Source organism: Neorhizobium galegae bv. orientalis str. HAMBI 540 (genome assembly GCF_000731315.1).
Taxonomy (GTDB): Bacteria; Pseudomonadota; Alphaproteobacteria; order Rhizobiales; family Rhizobiaceae; genus Neorhizobium; species Neorhizobium galegae.
Genome location: NZ_HG938353.1, coordinates 3,849,086 through 3,866,270 on the forward strand (window position 1 = coordinate 3,849,086; position 17,185 = coordinate 3,866,270).

16 protein-coding genes are annotated in these 17,185 nt (G+C 61.2%); 6 read left to right on the top strand and 10 right to left on the bottom strand.

Going from position 1 to position 17,185, the window contains the following annotated elements; genetic code table 11:
• Position 1 precedes the first annotated feature (1 nt).
• The gene (gene thiP / locus RG540_RS18735; RefSeq protein ID WP_038591027.1) at positions 2-1,621 is read left to right on the top strand and encodes a thiamine/thiamine pyrophosphate ABC transporter permease ThiP; all 1,620 of its coding nucleotides are present in this window, start codon (positions 2-4) and stop codon (positions 1,619-1,621) included.
• Positions 1,614-2,321 carry a thiamine ABC transporter ATP-binding protein gene (locus RG540_RS18740; protein ID WP_038591030.1) on the top strand — a complete coding sequence of 236 codons (708 nt, stop codon included), beginning with the start codon at positions 1,614-1,616 and terminating at the stop codon, positions 2,319-2,321. Before thiP ends, RG540_RS18740 begins: the two co-directional genes overlap by 8 nt.
• Here the strand turns inward: RG540_RS18740 and RG540_RS18745 are convergent, their stop codons facing one another.
• The gene (locus RG540_RS18745) at positions 2,322-3,737 is read right to left on the bottom strand and encodes an MATE family efflux transporter (RefSeq protein ID WP_038591032.1); all 1,416 of its coding nucleotides are present in this window, start codon (positions 3,735-3,737) and stop codon (positions 2,322-2,324) included.
• The gene (locus tag RG540_RS18750; protein ID WP_038591035.1) at positions 3,734-4,246 is read right to left on the bottom strand and encodes a winged helix-turn-helix transcriptional regulator; all 513 of its coding nucleotides are present in this window, start codon (positions 4,244-4,246) and stop codon (positions 3,734-3,736) included. The genes RG540_RS18745 and RG540_RS18750 overlap by 4 nt, the downstream gene beginning before the upstream one ends.
• A 324-nt stretch (positions 4,247-4,570) precedes the next feature.
• Here RG540_RS18750 and RG540_RS18755 point away from each other — a divergent pair, with 324 nt between their 5' ends.
• Positions 4,571-6,085, top strand: a complete 1,515-nt coding sequence (locus RG540_RS18755) for a M48 family metalloprotease (protein ID WP_080724981.1) — start codon at positions 4,571-4,573, stop codon at positions 6,083-6,085.
• 15 nt (positions 6,086-6,100) lie between these two features.
• On the opposite strand, the gene RG540_RS18760 is transcribed toward RG540_RS18755, so the two are convergent.
• From RG540_RS18760 to RG540_RS18780, 5 genes are all read right to left on the bottom strand, one after another.
• Positions 6,101-6,967, bottom strand: coding sequence for an RNA polymerase factor sigma-32 (locus RG540_RS18760; RefSeq protein ID WP_007771992.1), 867 nt, complete (start codon positions 6,965-6,967; stop codon positions 6,101-6,103).
• Positions 6,968-7,284: 317 nt separating this feature from the next.
• On the bottom strand, positions 7,285-7,857 hold the full coding sequence (locus RG540_RS18765; RefSeq protein ID WP_038546790.1) for a CarD family transcriptional regulator: 573 nt from the start codon (positions 7,855-7,857) through the stop codon (positions 7,285-7,287).
• A gap of 385 nt (positions 7,858-8,242) precedes the next feature.
• The gene (fdxA, locus tag RG540_RS18770; protein WP_038591038.1) at positions 8,243-8,581 is read right to left on the bottom strand and encodes a ferredoxin FdxA; all 339 of its coding nucleotides are present in this window, start codon (positions 8,579-8,581) and stop codon (positions 8,243-8,245) included.
• A 204-nt stretch (positions 8,582-8,785) separates the two neighbouring features.
• Positions 8,786-9,199, bottom strand: coding sequence for an RNA-binding S4 domain-containing protein (locus tag RG540_RS18775; protein ID WP_038591041.1), 414 nt, complete (start codon positions 9,197-9,199; stop codon positions 8,786-8,788).
• Between the two features lie 4 nt (positions 9,200-9,203).
• Positions 9,204-12,425: a helicase-related protein gene (locus RG540_RS18780; RefSeq protein ID WP_038594230.1), complete on the bottom strand. Its 3,222-nt coding sequence runs from the start codon at positions 12,423-12,425 to the stop codon at positions 9,204-9,206.
• Between the two features lie 724 nt (positions 12,426-13,149).
• Between RG540_RS18780 and RG540_RS31440 the strand changes: the two genes are divergently transcribed.
• Both RG540_RS31440 and RG540_RS18790 read left to right on the top strand, forming a co-directional pair.
• Positions 13,150-13,305: a DUF3309 family protein gene (locus tag RG540_RS31440; RefSeq protein WP_007775119.1), complete on the top strand. Its 156-nt coding sequence runs from the start codon at positions 13,150-13,152 to the stop codon at positions 13,303-13,305.
• 40 nt (positions 13,306-13,345) lie between these two features.
• Positions 13,346-13,603, top strand: coding sequence for a YMGG-like glycine zipper-containing protein (locus RG540_RS18790; protein WP_038546799.1), 258 nt, complete (start codon positions 13,346-13,348; stop codon positions 13,601-13,603).
• A gap of 252 nt (positions 13,604-13,855) precedes the next feature.
• Here RG540_RS18790 and phbB read toward each other — a convergent pair whose 3' ends face one another.
• Together phbB and RG540_RS18800 are read right to left on the bottom strand one after the other, a co-directional pair.
• Positions 13,856-14,584, bottom strand: coding sequence for a beta-ketoacyl-ACP reductase (gene phbB / locus RG540_RS18795; RefSeq protein WP_038591048.1), 729 nt, complete (start codon positions 14,582-14,584; stop codon positions 13,856-13,858).
• A gap of 139 nt (positions 14,585-14,723) precedes the next feature.
• Positions 14,724-15,905, bottom strand: a complete 1,182-nt coding sequence (locus RG540_RS18800; RefSeq protein ID WP_038591051.1) for an acetyl-CoA C-acetyltransferase — start codon at positions 15,903-15,905, stop codon at positions 14,724-14,726.
• Between the two features lie 261 nt (positions 15,906-16,166).
• On the opposite strand from RG540_RS18800, the gene phaR reads away from it, so the two are divergent.
• The gene (gene phaR / locus RG540_RS18805) at positions 16,167-16,742 is read left to right on the top strand and encodes a polyhydroxyalkanoate synthesis repressor PhaR (protein WP_038591054.1); all 576 of its coding nucleotides are present in this window, start codon (positions 16,167-16,169) and stop codon (positions 16,740-16,742) included.
• A gap of 15 nt (positions 16,743-16,757) precedes the next feature.
• On the opposite strand, the gene RG540_RS18810 is transcribed toward phaR, so the two are convergent.
• Entirely contained in the window at positions 16,758-17,165 is a 408-nt protein-coding gene (locus RG540_RS18810) for a hypothetical protein (protein ID WP_038546806.1), read from the bottom strand.
• Between the last annotated feature and the right edge of the window lie 20 nt (positions 17,166-17,185).

Below are 17,185 nucleotides of genomic sequence, written 5' to 3' on the forward strand. Positions count from 1 at the left end.
CATGCTGACCAGGGCCGAGCGGAGACGCGGGATAGGCTGGGGGCTGCTGAGCCTCGCCGGCATCGCCCTCTTCGTCGGCATCGCGGTTGCCGCCCTTCTCTCCTGGGACACCGGCAACGCCCAAAGCCGGCTGTTCACCGCCTATACCTGGCGAATTCTGCGCTTCACCCTGCTGCAGGCGGTTCTTTCGACGCTGCTGTCGGTCGTCTTCGCCCTTCCCGTCACACTCGCGCTCGCACGCCGTCCACGTTTTCCGGGCCGCGTGTGGGTCATCCGGCTGATGGCATTGCCGATGGGCCTGCCGGTGCTGATCGGCGCGCTCGGCCTGATCGGCATCTGGGGCCGGCAAGGGGTGATGAACAGCCTACTATTGAAACTCGGCCTGGAACATCCGGTCAGCATTTATGGGCTTTCCGGCATATTGCTGGCCCATGTGTTCTTCAACCTGCCGCTCGCTGCGAGACTGCTGCTTGTGGCGCTGGAGCGCCAGCCGGCGGAATACTGGCTGCTCTCCTCCAGCCTCGGGATGAAACCCTTCTCCGTTTTCCGTTTCATCGAATGGCCGGCGGCGCGGCGAGTCATCCCCGGCATTGCCGGCCTGATCTTCATGCTCTGCGCCACGAGTTTCACGCTTGTCCTGGTGCTCGGCGGCGGACCGGCCGCGACCACGCTCGAAGTGGCGATCTACCAGTCGCTCCGTTTCGATTTCGATCCGCCCCGCGCCATCGCGCTGTCGCTGCTGCAGATCGGCATGACGGCGCTGATCCTGATCGCGATTTCGCTTTTCCCGGCGCCTGATGATAGTGGAATCTCGGCAGGCCGAACTACCCGCCGCTTCGATGGCCGAACGTTGCCGACACGCCTTTGGGACACGCTCGCCATCCTGCTGGCTACCGCCTTCCTGATCCTGCCGCTCGCATCGATCGTCGCTGCCGGCGTTCAGGCCAATCTCCGGAGCCTCGTCACCAGCCCCGCCTTCCTGGGCGCCGCATGGACCAGTTTCACGATCGCGCTTTCCGCGGGCCTGCTCGCCGTTCTGGCGTCGCTGGCGATTATTGCCGGGCGCGAGGCAATAACCGACATGAAGAGGCCCGGCGGAACTGCCAAGATGTTTTCCATGTCACTCGTGGCTATGTCCTCGCTGGTGCTGCTCGTTCCGCCGGTCGTGCTCGGCACCGGTTGGTTCCTGATGCTGCGCCCGTTCGGCGATGTCGCTCGCTTCGCCCCGGCGCTGGTCGCGATCATCAACATGCTGATGGCGCTTCCTTTCGTGATGCGCGTCCTCGCGCCGGCCGTCGAAACGCACCGCAAGCGGACAGGCAGGCTGTCGGCCAGCCTCGGCCTTTCGGGCTTTTCGCGGGCATGGAGGATCGATCTGCCGGTCTTGGCTAGGCCGTTGCTGACGGCGCTCTCCTTCGCCATGGCGCTGTCGCTCGGCGACCTCGGCGCTGTAGCGCTGTTCGGCTCCAGCGATCTCATCACCCTCCCCTGGCTTGTCTATAGCCGGCTATCCAGCTACCGCACCAATGATGCGGACGGGTTGGCGCTCATCCTCGGCATCATCTGCCTGGGGCTGACGATGATCGGCACTGCTGGCCGGAGGGAAGCAAGCCATGACTGACGGCATCGCCCTGGACAAGGTTGAACTGAAGCTCGGCACCAAGGAATTCCGCTTCGACTGTGCTTTGCCGGCCGGCGCCGTGACGGCGATTACCGGTCCATCCGGCTCCGGCAAGTCGACCTTCCTCAACCTCGTTGCCGGCTTCGAGACGCCGGACCGCGGCCGTATCCTGATCGCGGGCGGGGACGTGACGGAAAAACATCCCTCCGAGCGTCCCGTATCGCTGGTCTTTCAGGACAACAACCTCTTCGCCCATCTGGATATGGCCACCAATATCGGGCTCGGCATCAGCCCTTCGCTGAAACTTTCCAGCGGTGACCGGGCCGCGATATCGCAGGCGCTGGAACGCGTGGACTTAAGCGGTTTTGAGAAACGGATGCCGGGGACACTTTCCGGCGGCGAAAGGCAGCGTGCCGCGTTCGCCCGGGCTCTGGTGCGCAAAAAGCCGGTTCTGCTGATGGATGAGCCGTTCGCGGCGCTCGATCCCGGCCTCCGGCTTTCGATGGCCAGCCTGCTCATCGACCTGCATCGCGAGACGGGCAATACGGTGCTGATCGTGACCCACGACCCGGATGAGGTTGGCCGGTTGGCCGACCATGCGATCTTCGTCGACCACGGCCAGATCCTGCTGCAGGCGCCGGCCGAGGAATTCCTCACCCGGCGCGATATTCCGGCACTCGCCGAATTTCTTTCCGGTTGATCAGGCAGCCTTTCCGCGAAACCAGACCCCGGAGCGGATGGCGAGGAACAGGATCCCGCCATAGGCGACCAGACCAACTGCCAGCGCGAAGAACAAACCGTTGAGCGATCCGGTAAATTCCAGCGCCAGCCAGCCCCCGAGACCTGCAATGGCGAGTCTCAGAAAACCGCAGGCAAGCGGCCAGAGCAGCTGGCCCGCGCCTTGAGAGGCGAAATAGAGCGCCAGGCCGCCGCCGAAGAAACCATAAACCGGCCCGACGATCTGCAGATAGGCAACGCCCGCATCGATCGCTCCATGCTCCTCGCTGAACAGCGAAATCCACGCGACCGGAAAGATCGCCGCGATCAGGCCGATCACCTCGGTGATGACGAAAGCGATCGCAGCACCGGTGAAGGCGATGCGCATCGCCCGGTCCTTCTGGCCGGCGCCCATGTTCGTGCCGACCAGCGCCACCATCGGCGCACCGATGCCGAAGATCACCGGGATCAGCAGATATTCGAGCCTCGCGCCGGTACCGAAACCGGCGACGGCAGAGACACCCGCCTTGGTGGCCACCAGAGCCGTGGCGATGCCGATGGTCACATTGGTGAGAATGGAATTGATCGCCGCGGCAGCGCCGAGGCGGACGATATCCCGGAACATCGTCCAGCGGAGCGGACCGACGCCGAAGCGCACGAGATTGCGGCCGGAGAGGATGTACCAGGCAAGCACCGCAGTGCCGCCGAAACTGTAGAGCACCAGGGCCAGACCGCCGCCGGCAATGCCGAGCCCCGGGAACGGGCCGAAGCCGAAGATGAGAAGCGGCGATACGGGCACGAGGAGTACAGCACCGACGCAGGTAACCAGGGCCGGAAACAGCATGTTGCCCGTGCCGCGCACGACGCTCGCCAGGCCGTTCATCAGCCAGACGAAGATCATGCCGCCGAACACCACGTTGGAATAGACCAGCGCAGCCTCGAGTTCCGCACCTTCGCCGCCGAGCGCCCGATAGATCGGTCGGCCATAGGCGAGCATGACCGCCGAAAACAACAGCCCGATCGCGACATTGACGACGACGGCATGCCAGGCAAGCAGGTCGGCATCCCCGCGCCGGCCGCTGCCGAGCGCACGGGCGATGGCAGACGAGATCGCGCCGCCGAAACCGCCGGCAGACATCATCTGCATCAGCATCACGGCCGGAAAGACCAGGGCCATGCCAGCCAGCGCCGCGGTGCCCATATGTGAAATCCACCAGGTTTCGATGAGGCCGGTCGAGGCCTGGGCGAGCATGATCAGGATATTCGGCCATGCGAGCCGGATCAGCATCGGCAGGATCGGATCCTGCAGCAGCTGCCGGGTCCGCGGATTGATCGGCGCCGCGTCCGTATCTTCGAAGGGAGACGCCGCTTCGACGGCTTCGGTGGTCACGGCACTCATCGATCAGCCTCTCTATGTGGCAATAGCTGGTTCACGGATGGATAACGACGGCGGATACGTTCGCTCGCAGCCGGACCGGCCGCGTTGGTAAAGACCGGATCGTTTAGCGGCCGGCCACTACAGCGGTCGATCATCACCGGTTCGGCCTGCTCTCCGGTCTCCCTGTTGACGATCACCACGCTTTCGCCCTCCGGCGCGAAATGCTGGTTTCCGAAGACAAGCAGCGCCTGCACCACAGGCTTGAAGTCGCGGCCGCGCTGCGTGAGGTGGTATTCGTCCCGCGGCGGCCGTTCGGAATAACGCCGGCGTTCCATCAGCCCGGATTCGACGAGCGAGTTCAGCCGGCTGGTCAGGATGTTTGGGGCAATATCGAGGTTGCGCTGGAATTCGTCGAAACGTGTTGCACCTGTCAGTGCGTCGCGCAGGATCAGGAAGCTCCAGACCTCGCCAACATGCTTGAGACTGCGCAACACCGGGCATCCGGTATCGATGGGACCTGTTCGTTTCATGGGTTTCTTCCCCGACGAGACGCAGCCTTGTGGCATACGTAACTTGCAATTTGCAAGTCACTATTTGCGTGATCACGTTTGGCGACGAGCGCTGCCAGACCGTTATGGAACTCGCCACAATTTGGACGTGCCACGATGGCATCGCGGAAAGGCAGCGGGGATTTTCATTGCAAACGCACCAGCAAGACATATTTCAATAAGAGCATCTGTGCATTCGACGCGAAAATCGCTAAGCGACATAGAGAAGGAGCCAGCTTGGATCGAGAGGACCTCAGCCAAGCTGGATGGCGGACCTTGGGAATGATGGTGCGGAAGACGAGGACGATGAGGCGCGACACGGCGATCCCGGCTGTCTGGACGATTGTCCGTGCGCTGCCCGGTTGGCGGGCCGTGGGCGCCCTGCTGTTCAGCGGTGCGGTCCTTTCCGGCTGCCAGTCGCTCTTCGATCAGGCCTATACCCCGAATGTCTCTCCCTCTGACTCGCCGCAGATCGTCGACGAGGTACAGAAGAACGATCCGCGGGCGCAGATGGGCGCGCGCGAGCATCCGCGCATCGTCGCAAGCTACGGCGGCGAATATCGCGACGCAAAGACTGAGCGGCTGGTCGCCCGCATTGCCGGCGCGCTGACGGCAGTTTCGGAAAACCCCAACCAGTCCTTCCGCATCACCATCCTGAATTCGCCGGCGATCAACGCTTTCGCATTGCCCGGCGGTTATCTTTACGTGACACGCGGCCTTCTGGCGCTTGCCAATGATGCATCGGAAGTCGCGGCCGTGCTCTCCCACGAGATGGGCCACGTCACCGCAAACCACGGCATCGAACGCCAGCGCCGCGAAGAGGCTGAAGTGATTGCGAGCCGCGTCGTCGCCGAAGTCCTCTCCAGCGATCTTGCCGGGAAACAGGCGCTTGCCCGCGGCAAGCTCAGGCTCGCCGCCTTCTCGCGCCAGCAGGAACTGCAGGCCGACGTGATCGGCGTGCGGATGCTCGGCGAAGCCGGTTACGACCCCTATGCCGCAGCGCGCTTCCTCGATTCGATGGCGGCCTATGCCCGCTATTCTGCGGTCGACCCGGACAACGACCAGAGCCTCGACTTCCTGTCGAGCCATCCGAACTCCGCCCAGCGCGTTGATCTTGCCCGCCGCCATGCCCGTAATTTCGGCCAGGAAGGCACAGTCGGCGACAAGGGCCGCGATTATTACATCGCCGGCATCGATGGCCTGCTCTACGGCGACAGCCCGCAGGAAGGCTATGTCCGCGGCCAGACTTTTATGCATGGCAACCTTGGCATCCGTTTCGACGTCCCGCCGGACTTCCGCATCGACAACAAGGTGGAAGCAGTGCTCGCGACCGGCCCTGGCGAGACAGCGATTCGTTTCGACGGCGTTGCCGCCGGCGATAATGACAACCTGGCGAATTATCTGACGAGCGGCTGGGTCGCCGGTCTGCAGCCTGAAACGGTGCGGGAGATCCAGGTGAATGGCATGCCCGCGGCGACCGCACGGGCTTCCGCCGAACGCTGGGATTTCGATGTGACCGTCATTCGCGTCGACACTCAGATTTTCCGTTTCCTGACGGCAGTACCGAAAGGAAGCCCGGCACTCGCGACGGCCGCCGAAACGTTGCGCTCGACCTTCCGCAAAATGACACCTCAGGAAATAGCAGCACTGAAGCCGCTGAGGATACGGATCGTCACAGCGACCAAGGACGATACCGTCGCATCGCTTTCGGCCCGCATGATGGGTACGGATCGCAAGCTCGATCTCTTCAAGCTGATCAATGCATTGCCGGTCGGCGCGACGATCTCGCCCGGCCAGAAGTTCAAGATCATCGCGGAATGAGGGTGAGAGGTCGCCTCAGCAGGCGGCCGCAGCCATCTGCGGATTGGCTGAAACCAGCGCCGACTTGAGCTTTTCGATCGCCCGGCTTTCGATCTGCCGCACACGCTCCTTGGAGATACCGAGCTCGGCCCCTAACGCTTCGAGCGTCGCGCCATCGTCCGTCAGACGCCGGGCGCGGATAATCTTCTTCTCCCTGTCGTTGAGCTTGGTGAGCGCGCCCTGCAGCCATTTCAGGCGGCGCTCGCCGTCGATCATCCCGGAGACCTGTTCGTCCGGCAGCGGCTCGGCGCTGGCAAGCATGTCGAGCCGTTCGCCGCTATCCGCATCGCCGGCGATCGACGGCGCCTGCAGCGAGGAATCATTGCCGGAAAGCCGGGCATCCATGGTCTGGACATCGGCAACGCTGACGCCGAGGGCCACGGCGATCTCTTCGTGAATGGCCCGGGCGGTGAGATTGGAATCGCCGCGGGCGAGTTTGGCGCGCAGCCGGCGGAGATTGAAGAACAGCGCTTTCTGCGCCGAACTGGTGCCGCCCCGCACGATCGACCAGTTCCGAAGAATATAATCCTGCATCGAGGCGCGGATCCACCAGCTGGCATAAGTGGAAAAACGCACATCGCGAGCCGGTTCAAACCTTGCCGCCGCTTCGAGCAGCCCTACATAGCCTTCCTGAACGAGGTCGCTCATCGGCAAACCGAAGCCACGAAACTTCGAAGCCATGGCGATAACCAGACGCATATGCGCAAGGGCAATCTGGTTTCGGGCATCCTGGTCCTGATCGTCCTTCCAGCGGACCGCCAGATCGCGCTCCTCCTCCCGGGCGAGATATGGAGCGGACATTGCTATCTTGATCATCGTGCGGTCTGCGGACATGGCTGTCATGGTGTTCTCCGTGAACGGTCTGATCCGACAAAGACAGCGAGGCACAAACCGAAAACACCGTGCACGCGACAAGCCCGAACGATGATGGGTGAGATTCCTGCCGCCTTTGCTCCCCTCGTCTTGAGTTCTGTCGGGGATTCACATCGGCTCGATAGACCGATCTTCCGCCCCGCACTTAGCTGTCCGAACGCAAACCGACGCACATCAGTTCGCCGTTAGTTCGCCGTTCCGGCGGGTTAACGCGGAGGCAGGCAAAAAGTTCCAATAAAAAACCCGGCTCGAAGGCCGGGTTTTTGAGAGAATTATAGGTCGGATGATCAGGCCGCTTCTTCCTGCGCCTCATCTTCCTCGACGTTCTTGCCGCGCTTGGGGCCCTTGGCGAGATTGACCTCGATAAGGCGGACGGCTTCAGTTTCGGACATCTTGTTCACGGCAGCGATTTCACGAGCCATGCGGTCAAGGGCAGCTTCGTAAAGCTGGCGCTCGGAATAGGATTGTTCCGGCTGGTTCTCGGCGCGATAGAGGTCGCGAACCACTTCCGCGATCGAGATCAGATCGCCGGAATTGATTTTGGCATCATATTCCTGGGCGCGGCGCGACCACATGGTGCGCTTCACGCGAGCCTTGCCTTGAACAACCTTGAGAGCGCGTTCGACAAAATCCGTTTCGGACAGCTTGCGCATGCCGATGCTGACGGCCTTTGCGACTGGCACCTTAAGGCGCATCTTGTCCTTTTCGAAATCGATTACGAAAAGCTCGAGCTTCATGCCGGCAACTTCCTGCTCTTCAATCGCAGAGATAGTGCCTACGCCATGAGCGGGGTATACAATCGATTCACCAGTCTTGAAGCCCTGGCGTGCGGGAGAAGTCTTTTTCTGCTGAGTCGTCATTCGTTTCACAAACTCCCTGTTACTCACCCGTAGTCGGGTCGGGGGAACCGGGTCTGTCAGGCCCGGATGAGACGGGGGAAACCGTCGGGTCACTCCATACTGGTCCGACCAACGCGAGCGAAAAAACACCCCTCGCGAACTGCGACCGACAACATTCAAGCGTTGCAATGTCACGGAAACCGCGCTTTGGGTGGTCTGTTGCTTTCGTGATGTTTTTTGGGCACGCACGTGCCGCCTTGTGGAACAGTTCTTGTTGTCTACCACAAAAAAGTGCGGAAATCAATAATTTGCTTTTGCACGTGCACAGAGCGCTTTATCCACGCTCTGCCCAACAAAAAGGCAAAGCGATTCGAAACGGCTCAGAGCCATGCCGTCACGGCAAATCTCAATCGCCCTTGCCGGGTTCGGCTGAGAAATACTGCTCGTATTTGTTGGGGACCCCATCCATCTCTTTGGCCTCGGGCAGCGCGTCGCGCTTGACCGTGATGTTGGGCCACATCTGAGCGAATTCGGTATTGATCTTGAGCCATTTGTCGAGACCCGGTTCCGTATCCGGCTTGATCGCCTCGGCAGGACATTCCGGTTCGCAGACGCCGCAGTCGATGCACTCGTCGGGATGGATGACGAGGAAGTTTTCGCCTTCATAAAAACAGTCGACCGGGCAGACCTCGACGCAGTCGGTATATTTGCAGCGGATACAATTGTCGGTCACGACATACGTCATGCGGCACTCCAGGAACCATCGCGGATCAGCGGCACGTCGACGGATGAGGAGCGCCGGCACACCGGAAAGCCGGGAGAGGCGAAAACCCAACTGCGAAAATGACAGGAGGTAGGCGATCCGGCTTTTCGACAGTCAGGTAAAGCCTTTGGCTTTGGTTAGCAAGGATATCCGTGCTGAAAACCCAAGCGTAGCGGGTCGTTTTTTCTAATCTAGGTCCGCGTCGATCCCCGGAAACAGCCGATCGGTCTCCCGGCGCTCCTTCTTGGTCGGTCGTCCGCTTCCCTGCGCGCGTTGCGCCTGCTCAAAAAGGGTCAGCCTTTTTGTCTCGTCCGGAGTTGGGCTGAGATCTTCGTAGAGCAGCCGGGCCTCCTCGAAAGGCCCTCGCCTCTCCCCGCCGGTCTTCACCACCAGCACGAGATCGCGACGCTCAAGCTTGAGATCGATGCGGTCACCCGGCTTCACCTGGGAGCTCGGCTGGGACACCAGATCGCCGTTCACCCGCACGTGGTTGGAGCGGATGAGATCCTGGGCGATCGACCGGGACTTCGCCATGCGGGCAAAAAACAGCCACTTGTCGATGCGCTGGCGCGAACCGGATTGTGGCTGCTTTTCCGTCATGGGCTTACTTCTTCATCTGCTCCTTGAGAGCTGCAAGCTTTGCAAAGGGCGAGTCCGGATCGATCGGCTTTTCCTTGCGTGGCGGCTTTGCCTCGAAGCGAGCCGGCTGCGGCCCTTTGCCGCGGTCGTTGCGGTCCGGACGAGGACCACCTTCGTGGCGCTCCCCACGGTTCGGGCGATCGCCCCCGCGGTTATTGTTATTGCTGCTGTTGTTATTGTTGTCCGGCCGGCGATTGTTGTCGCGGTTCGGCTTGCCGCCGTCCTTGCGGTCACCCCCGCTACGTTCGCCGTTCGGACGTGCCTCACGCCGCTCGCCGCCGTTGTCGCGACGGTCATCACGACGACCCTGGGCCGGCTGACCTGCCTCGCCAGGGGCGTTATTGCGTTGGCCGCCGTGACCACGACGATCGCCGTGTTGCGGACGTCCGCCACGCTGATTGTTTTCACGGCCGCCGCCCGGGCGCCACAACAGGACCGGCTTCGGCTCTCCAGCCTCGGCAGACTTTGCCTCGTCGGTCACGTCGCCAGCCGGAGCCTGCTCCGCGGGAGCGTCTTCCGAAGCAACCGGTTCTGCAGTGGCCGTCTCAGCCGGCGCAGCCTCGACCGCGGCCTCGGTGGGGGCTGCTTCCGTCGCATTCTCGGCCGGAGCGGTTTCCGTTGCAGTCTCGGCCGGAGCCTCACTCGCATCGGCGTCATCTGTTTCGGAGACTTCCGACGCATCTCCTGCCGAAGCCGGAGCAGCAACAGCGTTCACGGAACTTGCATCGTGGCCTGCGAGGAATGCCTGTGCCTCTTCCGCCTTCACGGCGTCGGCCCGGTACCCGAGACCCTTGAGGATTTCTTCCATATCGTCTGGCGTAGCGCCGAGAATGGAGAGCATGGCGGTCGTGGCCGTGAAGCGGCGACCGTCATATGCGCCTTCCGGACGCGGCGTGGAGCCCGGTTTCCACTGCAGAAGCGGACGGATGAGATCGGCAAGGCGCTCCAGGATGTCGATACGCACGGCGCGCTTGCCGAGGAAACGGAAACCCGCGAGTTTGTAGAACATCCGCTCGAATGTCGGATCGGCGACGACCGACGTGCGCCCCGCGGCCAGAGCCGGAATGAGATCGCCGTAACCAGGCTTGTCGAGGCCGTCGTTCCCCAGCGCCCAGAGGAGCGTGATGAGCTCGGCCGGCGCCGGCTTCAGAAGCAGGGGCATGAAGACGTGGTAGGCGCCGAAACGGATGCCGTAGCGGCGCATCGAAGCGCGCGCATCCTGATCGAGCGACTTCACGTCGTCGGCCACGTCGCGCCTGAACAGCACGCCCAGGTTTTCGACGAGCTGGAAGGCCAGCCCCTTGGCGAGGCCCTGAAGGTCTTCGGCACGAGACAGATCGTCGAGCGGCTTCAAAACCGTCGCGATGTGATGATTGACGAAGCGCTCAAGACGGGCGAGCACATGTTCGCGGGCATGGCCGGTCAGCTGTTCGTCGGCAAGCAGGATGACGCGCGGACGCATGACATGCTCACTCGCCGCAAGACGGGCGATAGGCTCGCCGAGCCAGCGCACGAAACCATCGGAGCCGACCGCCAGGTCGCTATTGCCCGATGCATAAAGTCTTGCCGCCCGCGCCTCGAATTCGAGCGCCAGCGCTTTCTGAGCGGCACCCTGCACCGCCTTGGCGTCGGGCCCCTCGGTTCCCGAAACGGGCGTGAACCGGAAACCGGCCAATTGCCCGACGTGATGTCCCTCTACAAAGACATCGCCATTCACACTGATTTCAGCTTCCAGCATCGCATTCTCTCTCAGGCGCTTCATGAGCACAGATGTCCTGCGATCAACAAAGCGTTTCGTCAACCTTTCATGTAGCGCGTCCGATAACCTATCCTCTATTTCCCGTGTCTTTTCTTGCCAGTGTGTCGGATCGGCAAGCCAACCAGGGCGATTAGAGACGTAGGTCCAGGTCCGGATCTGCGCTATGCGGGCCGACAATGTGTCGATTTCACCATCAGTGCGGTCGGCGCGGCGGACCTGTTCCGCCATGAATTCTTCGTTCACCGTCCCGAAGCGCACAAGATCGGAAAAAAGAGTCGAAATAAGGTCGGCGTGCTGCGCCGGCGCAATTCGTCGGTAGTCCGGCAGGGCACAGGCCTCCCAGAGCTTCTCGACCCGCTGGGGGGTGGTCGCAATGTCCTTGATTTCGGGATAACGCGAAAGATAATCAAAGGCTTGGCTGTCGGTCGCAGGAAGCGCCCGCGTCAAGCCCAGAAGGGTCGGCGCGGCATCCAGGCTTTCCCGCAGAGCTTTGAGCGACGAAAAATCGAGGTTCTTCGACCGCCACTGCAGCACTTTGACCGGATCGAAGTGGTGGCTTTCGATTCGCTCGACCAATTCGTCCTCGAAAGGCGCGACCTGGCCGGTCACGCCGAATGTCCCATCCCGCACATGTCGGCCGGCGCGTCCGGCGATCTGTGCGAGTTCGGCCGGATTGAGGCTGCGGAACTGGTAACCGTCGAATTTGCGATCCTGGGCGAACGCCACGTGATCGACATCGAGGTTGAGACCCATGCCGATCGCGTCTGTCGCGACGAGATATTCGACGTCGCCGGACTGGTAGAGGCCGACCTGCGCATTGCGGGTGCGGGGGCTGAGTGCCCCAAGCACCACCGCCGCGCCGCCGCGCTGGCGGCGAATGAGCTCGGCGATCGCATAGACCTCGTCGGCCGAAAACGCCACGATCGCAGAACGCTGCGGCAGGCGGGTGATCTTTTTCTGGCCCGCATAAAAGAGCTGCGAGAGGCGCGGCCGCTCGACGATGGTTATTCCCGGCAGAAGCCTCTCGAGGATCGGCCGCATGGTTGCCGCACCGAGGAGCAGCGTTTCATCGCGCCCGCGCAGGTGCAGGATTCGGTCGGTGAAGATATGGCCGCGCTCGAGATCGCCCGCGAGCTGCACCTCGTCGATCGCCACGAAAGAGGCCTTCGTCTCGCGCGGCATGGCCTCGACGGTGCAGACGGAGAAGCGTGCATTCGGCGGAGTGATCTTTTCCTCGCCGGTGACCAGCGCCACCTGGGCGACGCCGACCTTCTCGACAAGGCGCGTATAGACCTCGCGCGCCAACAGCCGGAGCGGCAAGCCGATCACGCCGGTACCATGCGCCACCATTCGCTCGATCGCATAATGGGTCTTGCCGGTATTGGTGGGTCCGAGGACGGCGGTGACGCCGCGCCCGCTGAGGATCATGGGCTGGAAATTCAAAGCCTGGTTCCGCGCATCACATAAGGCTCGGTGTTTTGCGCATTCACCCAAAACTCAAAGCCACGCAACACATGGCGATCTCGGCGGGTAAACGCAAGCCTCAAGAATGGCTTTGCGGCCGAAGAACGATCGCTAAAGGCGGCAAATCGAGGCTCGGCGATTCGAATTTTAAACGCAAAGGAACAGACGCGAACGAATCGGAGACGAATCGCAGACTCGAGAAGATTCAGCTTTTGTTCACTGCTATATGTTGATGCGACTCTCGCCTTCCCCACGACATCCTGAATTTGCATCAGGATTGGGTGCATGCAACCGAAGGATTCATCCCGAAGCTGCGCTTTCACGAAGAATCGGAAGAGTCAATCCATTGATATGGTTAACATTTTATCAATCGATTCAGGCTGTTCCACGCTCCTTCGAGCACGGAATTAAGATTCAGGCCAAAGGCGGAACGAATCGCCGACGAATCACGGACATCCATGTCTTCGCCATTTGTTCTCACAAGATATGGTAGGTGTTACCAGGAGAGACCCGCAAGAAAATCGTCGCGGGTAAGGACCTCGAAAGCGAATCGTTCAGGTGCCATTAACATTGGCTAACGCACTTTAACCACATGTGAGAGCACACGTTTGCAAGCCATGGAACAAAAATCGCGGCGCTACGTTTCCTCGCCAAATCCATCTCGGATTGTCTAGCGGAGTAGAAGATCATGCTCGGAACCGTATTGCTTGTTATCCTCATTCTGCTGCTCATTGGCGCCTTGCCGAATTGGGGATATAGCCGGGGCTGGGGCTATGGTCCGTCGGGCGGATTGGGCCTTGTAGTCCTTATCATCATTATCCTGCTGCTGATGGGCAGGATTTAAAGGCGGCGTAGCCGTGTGTACCAAGGGAAGGGAAACTAACATGATGAAGAAGATTCTGATTGCGGGCTGCATGATCGGCACGCTCGCCTCCTGCACCGCGACTGAACGCGGCACGGCAATCGGTGCCGGCACCGGTGCCGTCATCGGTGGCGCGGTGTCGAACAGCTGGGGTGGCGCAGCAGTCGGCGCAGTGGCCGGCGGCCTTGTCGGCGCTGCAATCGGTCACTCCTCGGAGCGCCGCGGATACTGCATCTATCGCGACCGTTACGGCCGCCGCTACGAGGCCCGTTGCCGCTAATCGCTGGCAACAATCCAGTCCCTCAGGACCGGCGCCCGAGCAATCGGCGCCGGTTTTGTTTTGCCTCTAAGAGACTGTCGGCGTTAACTCTTGGCCAAAGGCGGAACGAATCGCCGACGAATCGGCGACATCGCCTGTTTCCCGCTTTGTTCACCGCAACATCTCGTGGAAAAACAACTCGTTAACCATATGGATAAGCTGTTTCGGCGCAGCAATAGGCGCCGAAACACGTTCAAAGGTTAATGCCGCAAATCAGCTCGCGAAAAACTGGCCACCATTCGCTGACAGCGTTGAGCCGGTGATGAAACCGGCATCGTCGGAGGCAAGGAAGACGACGCAACGGGCAATCTCTTCCGGTTCGCCGAGGCGCCCGACCGGGATCAGTGGAATGATCCTCTCGTTCAGCACCTTTTCCGGCACCGCCCGCACCATTTCGGTAGCGATGTAGCCGGGGCAGATGGCATTGACGGTGATGTTCTTTGCAGCACCTTCCTGCGCCAGCGCCTTGGTAAGGCCGAGATCGCCGGCCTTGGCTGCCGAATAGTTCACCTGGCCCATCTGGCCCTTCTGGCCGTTGATGGACGAGATGTTGACGACCCGGCCGAAACCGCGATCGCGCATCCCGTTCCAGATGGGATGGGTCATGTTGAAGAGACCGGTCAGGTTCGTCCCGATCACCTCGTTCCACTGTTCAGGCGTCATCTTGTGGAACATGCCGTCACGCGTAATGCCGGCATTGTTGACGAGCACCTCGATCGGACCGAGTTCGGCCTCCACTTTTGCGATGCCCTCGACGCAGGCCTGGTAGCTGGAGACATCCCATTTGAAGACCGGAATCCCGGTCTCGTCGTGGAAGGCTTTCGCCTTTTCCTCATTGCCAGCAAAATTTGCCGCGACACGATAACCTGCCGCCTTCAACGCGATGGAGATGGCTGCCCCGATCCCCCGCGTTCCTCCCGAAACCAATGCAACCCTGCTCATGCGGCCGTCCCCTTTGCGTTGTGATCCGATCCTTCTGTGTGACCGGATACTTACCTATTTTGACATGCTCTTGTCGGGGAGATAGTCCCGCCACGAAGTTTTGCAACGCCGGCGGGATTATCCACAATCTTCTAAAATATCACATGGCCTCAAGGCACATGGCGACACCCATGCCGCCGCCGATGCACAGCGTAGCAAGACCCTTCTTGGCGCCGCGGCGCTTCATCTCGAAGAGGAGCGTGTTGAGGATCCGGGCACCCGACGCGCCGATCGGATGGCCGATGGCGATTGCGCCGCCATTGACGTTGACGATCGACGAATCGAAACCGAGATCCTTGACGACGGCGCAGGATTGCGCAGCAAAGGCTTCATTGGCCTCGATAAGATCGAGATCGCCGACCTTCCAGCCCGCCTTTTCGAGCGCCTTGCGGGAAGCCGGGATCGGGCCGGTGCCCATGATCTGCGGATCGACGCCGGCGGTCGCCCAGGAAACGATGCGAACCATCGGCGTGATGCCACGGCGGGCGGCTTCGGCTTCCGTCATCAGCACGGCAGCCGCCGCGCCGTCGTTGAGACCGGAGGCGTTGCCGGCGGTGACGGTACCTTCCTTGTCAAAGGCGGGGCGCAGCTTGGCCATCGAATCGAGCGTCGCGCCGGCACGGATGTATTCGTCGTTCTCGACGGTCACGTCACCCTTCCGCGTCTGGATGATGTAGGGGATGATCTCGTCCTTGAACCGACCTGCGTTCTGCGCAGCTTCGGCCTTGTTCTGGGAAGAGACGGCGAACTGGTCCTGCTCCTCGCGGGAGAGCTGCCACTGGCGGGCGATGTTTTCCGCCGTGATGCCCATGTGGTAGCCGTAGAACGCGTCGGTCAGGCCGTCCTTGACCATCGTGTCGATCATCTTGAAGTCGCCCATCTTCACGCCGCCGCGAAGATGCGCGCAATGCGGCGCCATGGACATCGATTCCTGACCGCCAGCAACGATGATCTTGGCGTCGCCAAGCGCGATCTGCTGCATGCCGAGTGCAACGGCGCGCAGGCCCGAGCCGCAGAGCTGGTTGATGCCCCAGGCTGTGGCTTCCTTCGGCACGCCGGCCTTCATGGCCGCCTGTCGGGCCGGGTTCTGGCCCTCGCCCGCCGGCAGGACCTGGCCGAGGATGACCTCGTCCACTTCCGCCGCCTCAACGCCGGCGCGCGCGAGCGCACCCTTGATCGCCGCCGCACCCAGTTCATGCGCCGGGACATTGGCAAAGGCGCCATTGAAGGAGCCGACCGCCGTACGGCCAGCGGCTGCGATCACGATGGATGGATTGGACATGGACGTTTCCTCTTATCCGTTATTTTGTCTGCGAGACTGGCAAAGCTTGAGCCGAGAGTCAAACGGCAGCCGAACGCCGCGACGAAACCGTCGGACGTTTCGAAAATGCCCGTTAGATTTCACGGGGTTGCTGCGCAACAAAGCAATCACCGCGCCGCACAAATCGTTTGTAAGTCCTCGTCATTTAGGCTTACATTCCTGTCGGGAGAAGAATGCCAATCGATAATGACCAAACCATATTGACGGGAGCAGGAGGCAATCATGGCGAAGACCGAAGGCGAAATCATAATCAAGAAATATGCCAACAGGCGCCTCTACAACACGGGCACCAGCACCTATGTGACGCTGGAAGACCTGGCGAAGATGGTGAAGAAGGGCGAGGAATTCACCGTTCAGGACGCCAAGAGCGGCGATGACATCACCCATTCGGTTCTGACGCAGATCATCTTCGAGCAGGAATCCAAGACCGGCAACACGCTGCTGCCGATTTCCTTCCTGCGACAGCTGATTTCCTACTACGGCGACCAGATGCAGATGGTGGTGCCGACATTCCTCGAACACTCGATGAAGGCCTTTACCGACCAGCAGGTTCAGATGCGCGAGCAGATGACGCGCGCCTTCGGCGATACGCCGCTCAGCAAGAACCTGCAGATGCCGATCCAGATGATGGAAGAGCACGTGCGCCGCAACACGGACATGTTCCGTCAGGCCATGCAGATGTTCTCACCGTTTGCGGGGCAGCCCCAGGCACCTACCGCCAAGAAGACCGACGCCAAGGATATCGACGAGCTGAAGGAACAGCTCCGCAACTTGCAGAGCCGCCTCGACAATCTTTAAAATCTGGATGGGCCGTCAGAGCCCGATCGACACGTCGCGGCCGGCCGAGCGGATTGCTACCGCAAAGCCGCCGATGACGTCGACGAAGGTGATCGTCATCAGGATGAAGAATATCTGCGTCGCGGCATCCCGCACCAGCAGAAATTCGACCAGATAGGCGATGAAAACCAGCATCGACAGCATGTGGTTGATCAGCGAGCCGCGGCCATTGCGGCTGGCTTTCAGGATTTCAACGAACAGGAAGACCAGCGAGACGACGATGATCACGTCGCCGAGCGTCATGGTCCAGACGGCACCCGACAGCATCTGAAGCGAGCTGATGACGGTGCCGAGCGACGCGACCCCGCCGCCGCCCAGAATGCCGAGCATGGCGAGATTGTAGAGAATGAACGGGATGATCATCAGCGGCAATGCGGCAAGCATGGTCCAGAACTCCAGTCGAC

Bases quoted from the DNA above. Each gene is read 5' to 3' on its own strand.
- phaR (WP_038591054.1), top strand. From the start codon at position 16,167: ATGGCGAAGACCGAAGGCGAAATCATAATCAAGAAATATGCCAACAGG.
- RG540_RS31440 (WP_007775119.1), top strand. From the start codon at position 13,150: ATGCTCGGAACCGTATTGCTTGTTATCCTCATTCTGCTGCTCATTGGC.
- RG540_RS18810 (WP_038546806.1), bottom strand. From the start codon at position 17,165: ATGCTTGCCGCATTGCCGCTGATGATCATCCCGTTCATTCTCTACAAT.
- RG540_RS18800 (WP_038591051.1), bottom strand. From the start codon at position 15,905: ATGTCCAATCCATCCATCGTGATCGCAGCCGCTGGCCGTACGGCGGTC.
- RG540_RS18740 (WP_038591030.1), top strand. From the start codon at position 1,614: ATGACTGACGGCATCGCCCTGGACAAGGTTGAACTGAAGCTCGGCACC.
- RG540_RS18745 (WP_038591032.1), bottom strand. From the start codon at position 3,737: ATGAGTGCCGTGACCACCGAAGCCGTCGAAGCGGCGTCTCCCTTCGAA.
- RG540_RS18755 (WP_080724981.1), top strand. From the start codon at position 4,571: ATGAGGCGCGACACGGCGATCCCGGCTGTCTGGACGATTGTCCGTGCG.
- RG540_RS18765 (WP_038546790.1), bottom strand. From the start codon at position 7,857: ATGACGACTCAGCAGAAAAAGACTTCTCCCGCACGCCAGGGCTTCAAG.
- thiP (WP_038591027.1), top strand. From the start codon at position 2: ATGCTGACCAGGGCCGAGCGGAGACGCGGGATAGGCTGGGGGCTGCTG.
- phbB (WP_038591048.1), bottom strand. From the start codon at position 14,584: ATGAGCAGGGTTGCATTGGTTTCGGGAGGAACGCGGGGGATCGGGGCA.
- RG540_RS18780 (WP_038594230.1), bottom strand. From the start codon at position 12,425: ATGATCCTCAGCGGGCGCGGCGTCACCGCCGTCCTCGGACCCACCAAT.
- RG540_RS18760 (WP_007771992.1), bottom strand. From the start codon at position 6,967: ATGACAGCCATGTCCGCAGACCGCACGATGATCAAGATAGCAATGTCC.
- fdxA (WP_038591038.1), bottom strand. From the start codon at position 8,581: ATGACGTATGTCGTGACCGACAATTGTATCCGCTGCAAATATACCGAC.
- RG540_RS18750 (WP_038591035.1), bottom strand. From the start codon at position 4,246: ATGAAACGAACAGGTCCCATCGATACCGGATGCCCGGTGTTGCGCAGT.
- RG540_RS18790 (WP_038546799.1), top strand. From the start codon at position 13,346: ATGATGAAGAAGATTCTGATTGCGGGCTGCATGATCGGCACGCTCGCC.
- RG540_RS18775 (WP_038591041.1), bottom strand. From the start codon at position 9,199: ATGACGGAAAAGCAGCCACAATCCGGTTCGCGCCAGCGCATCGACAAG.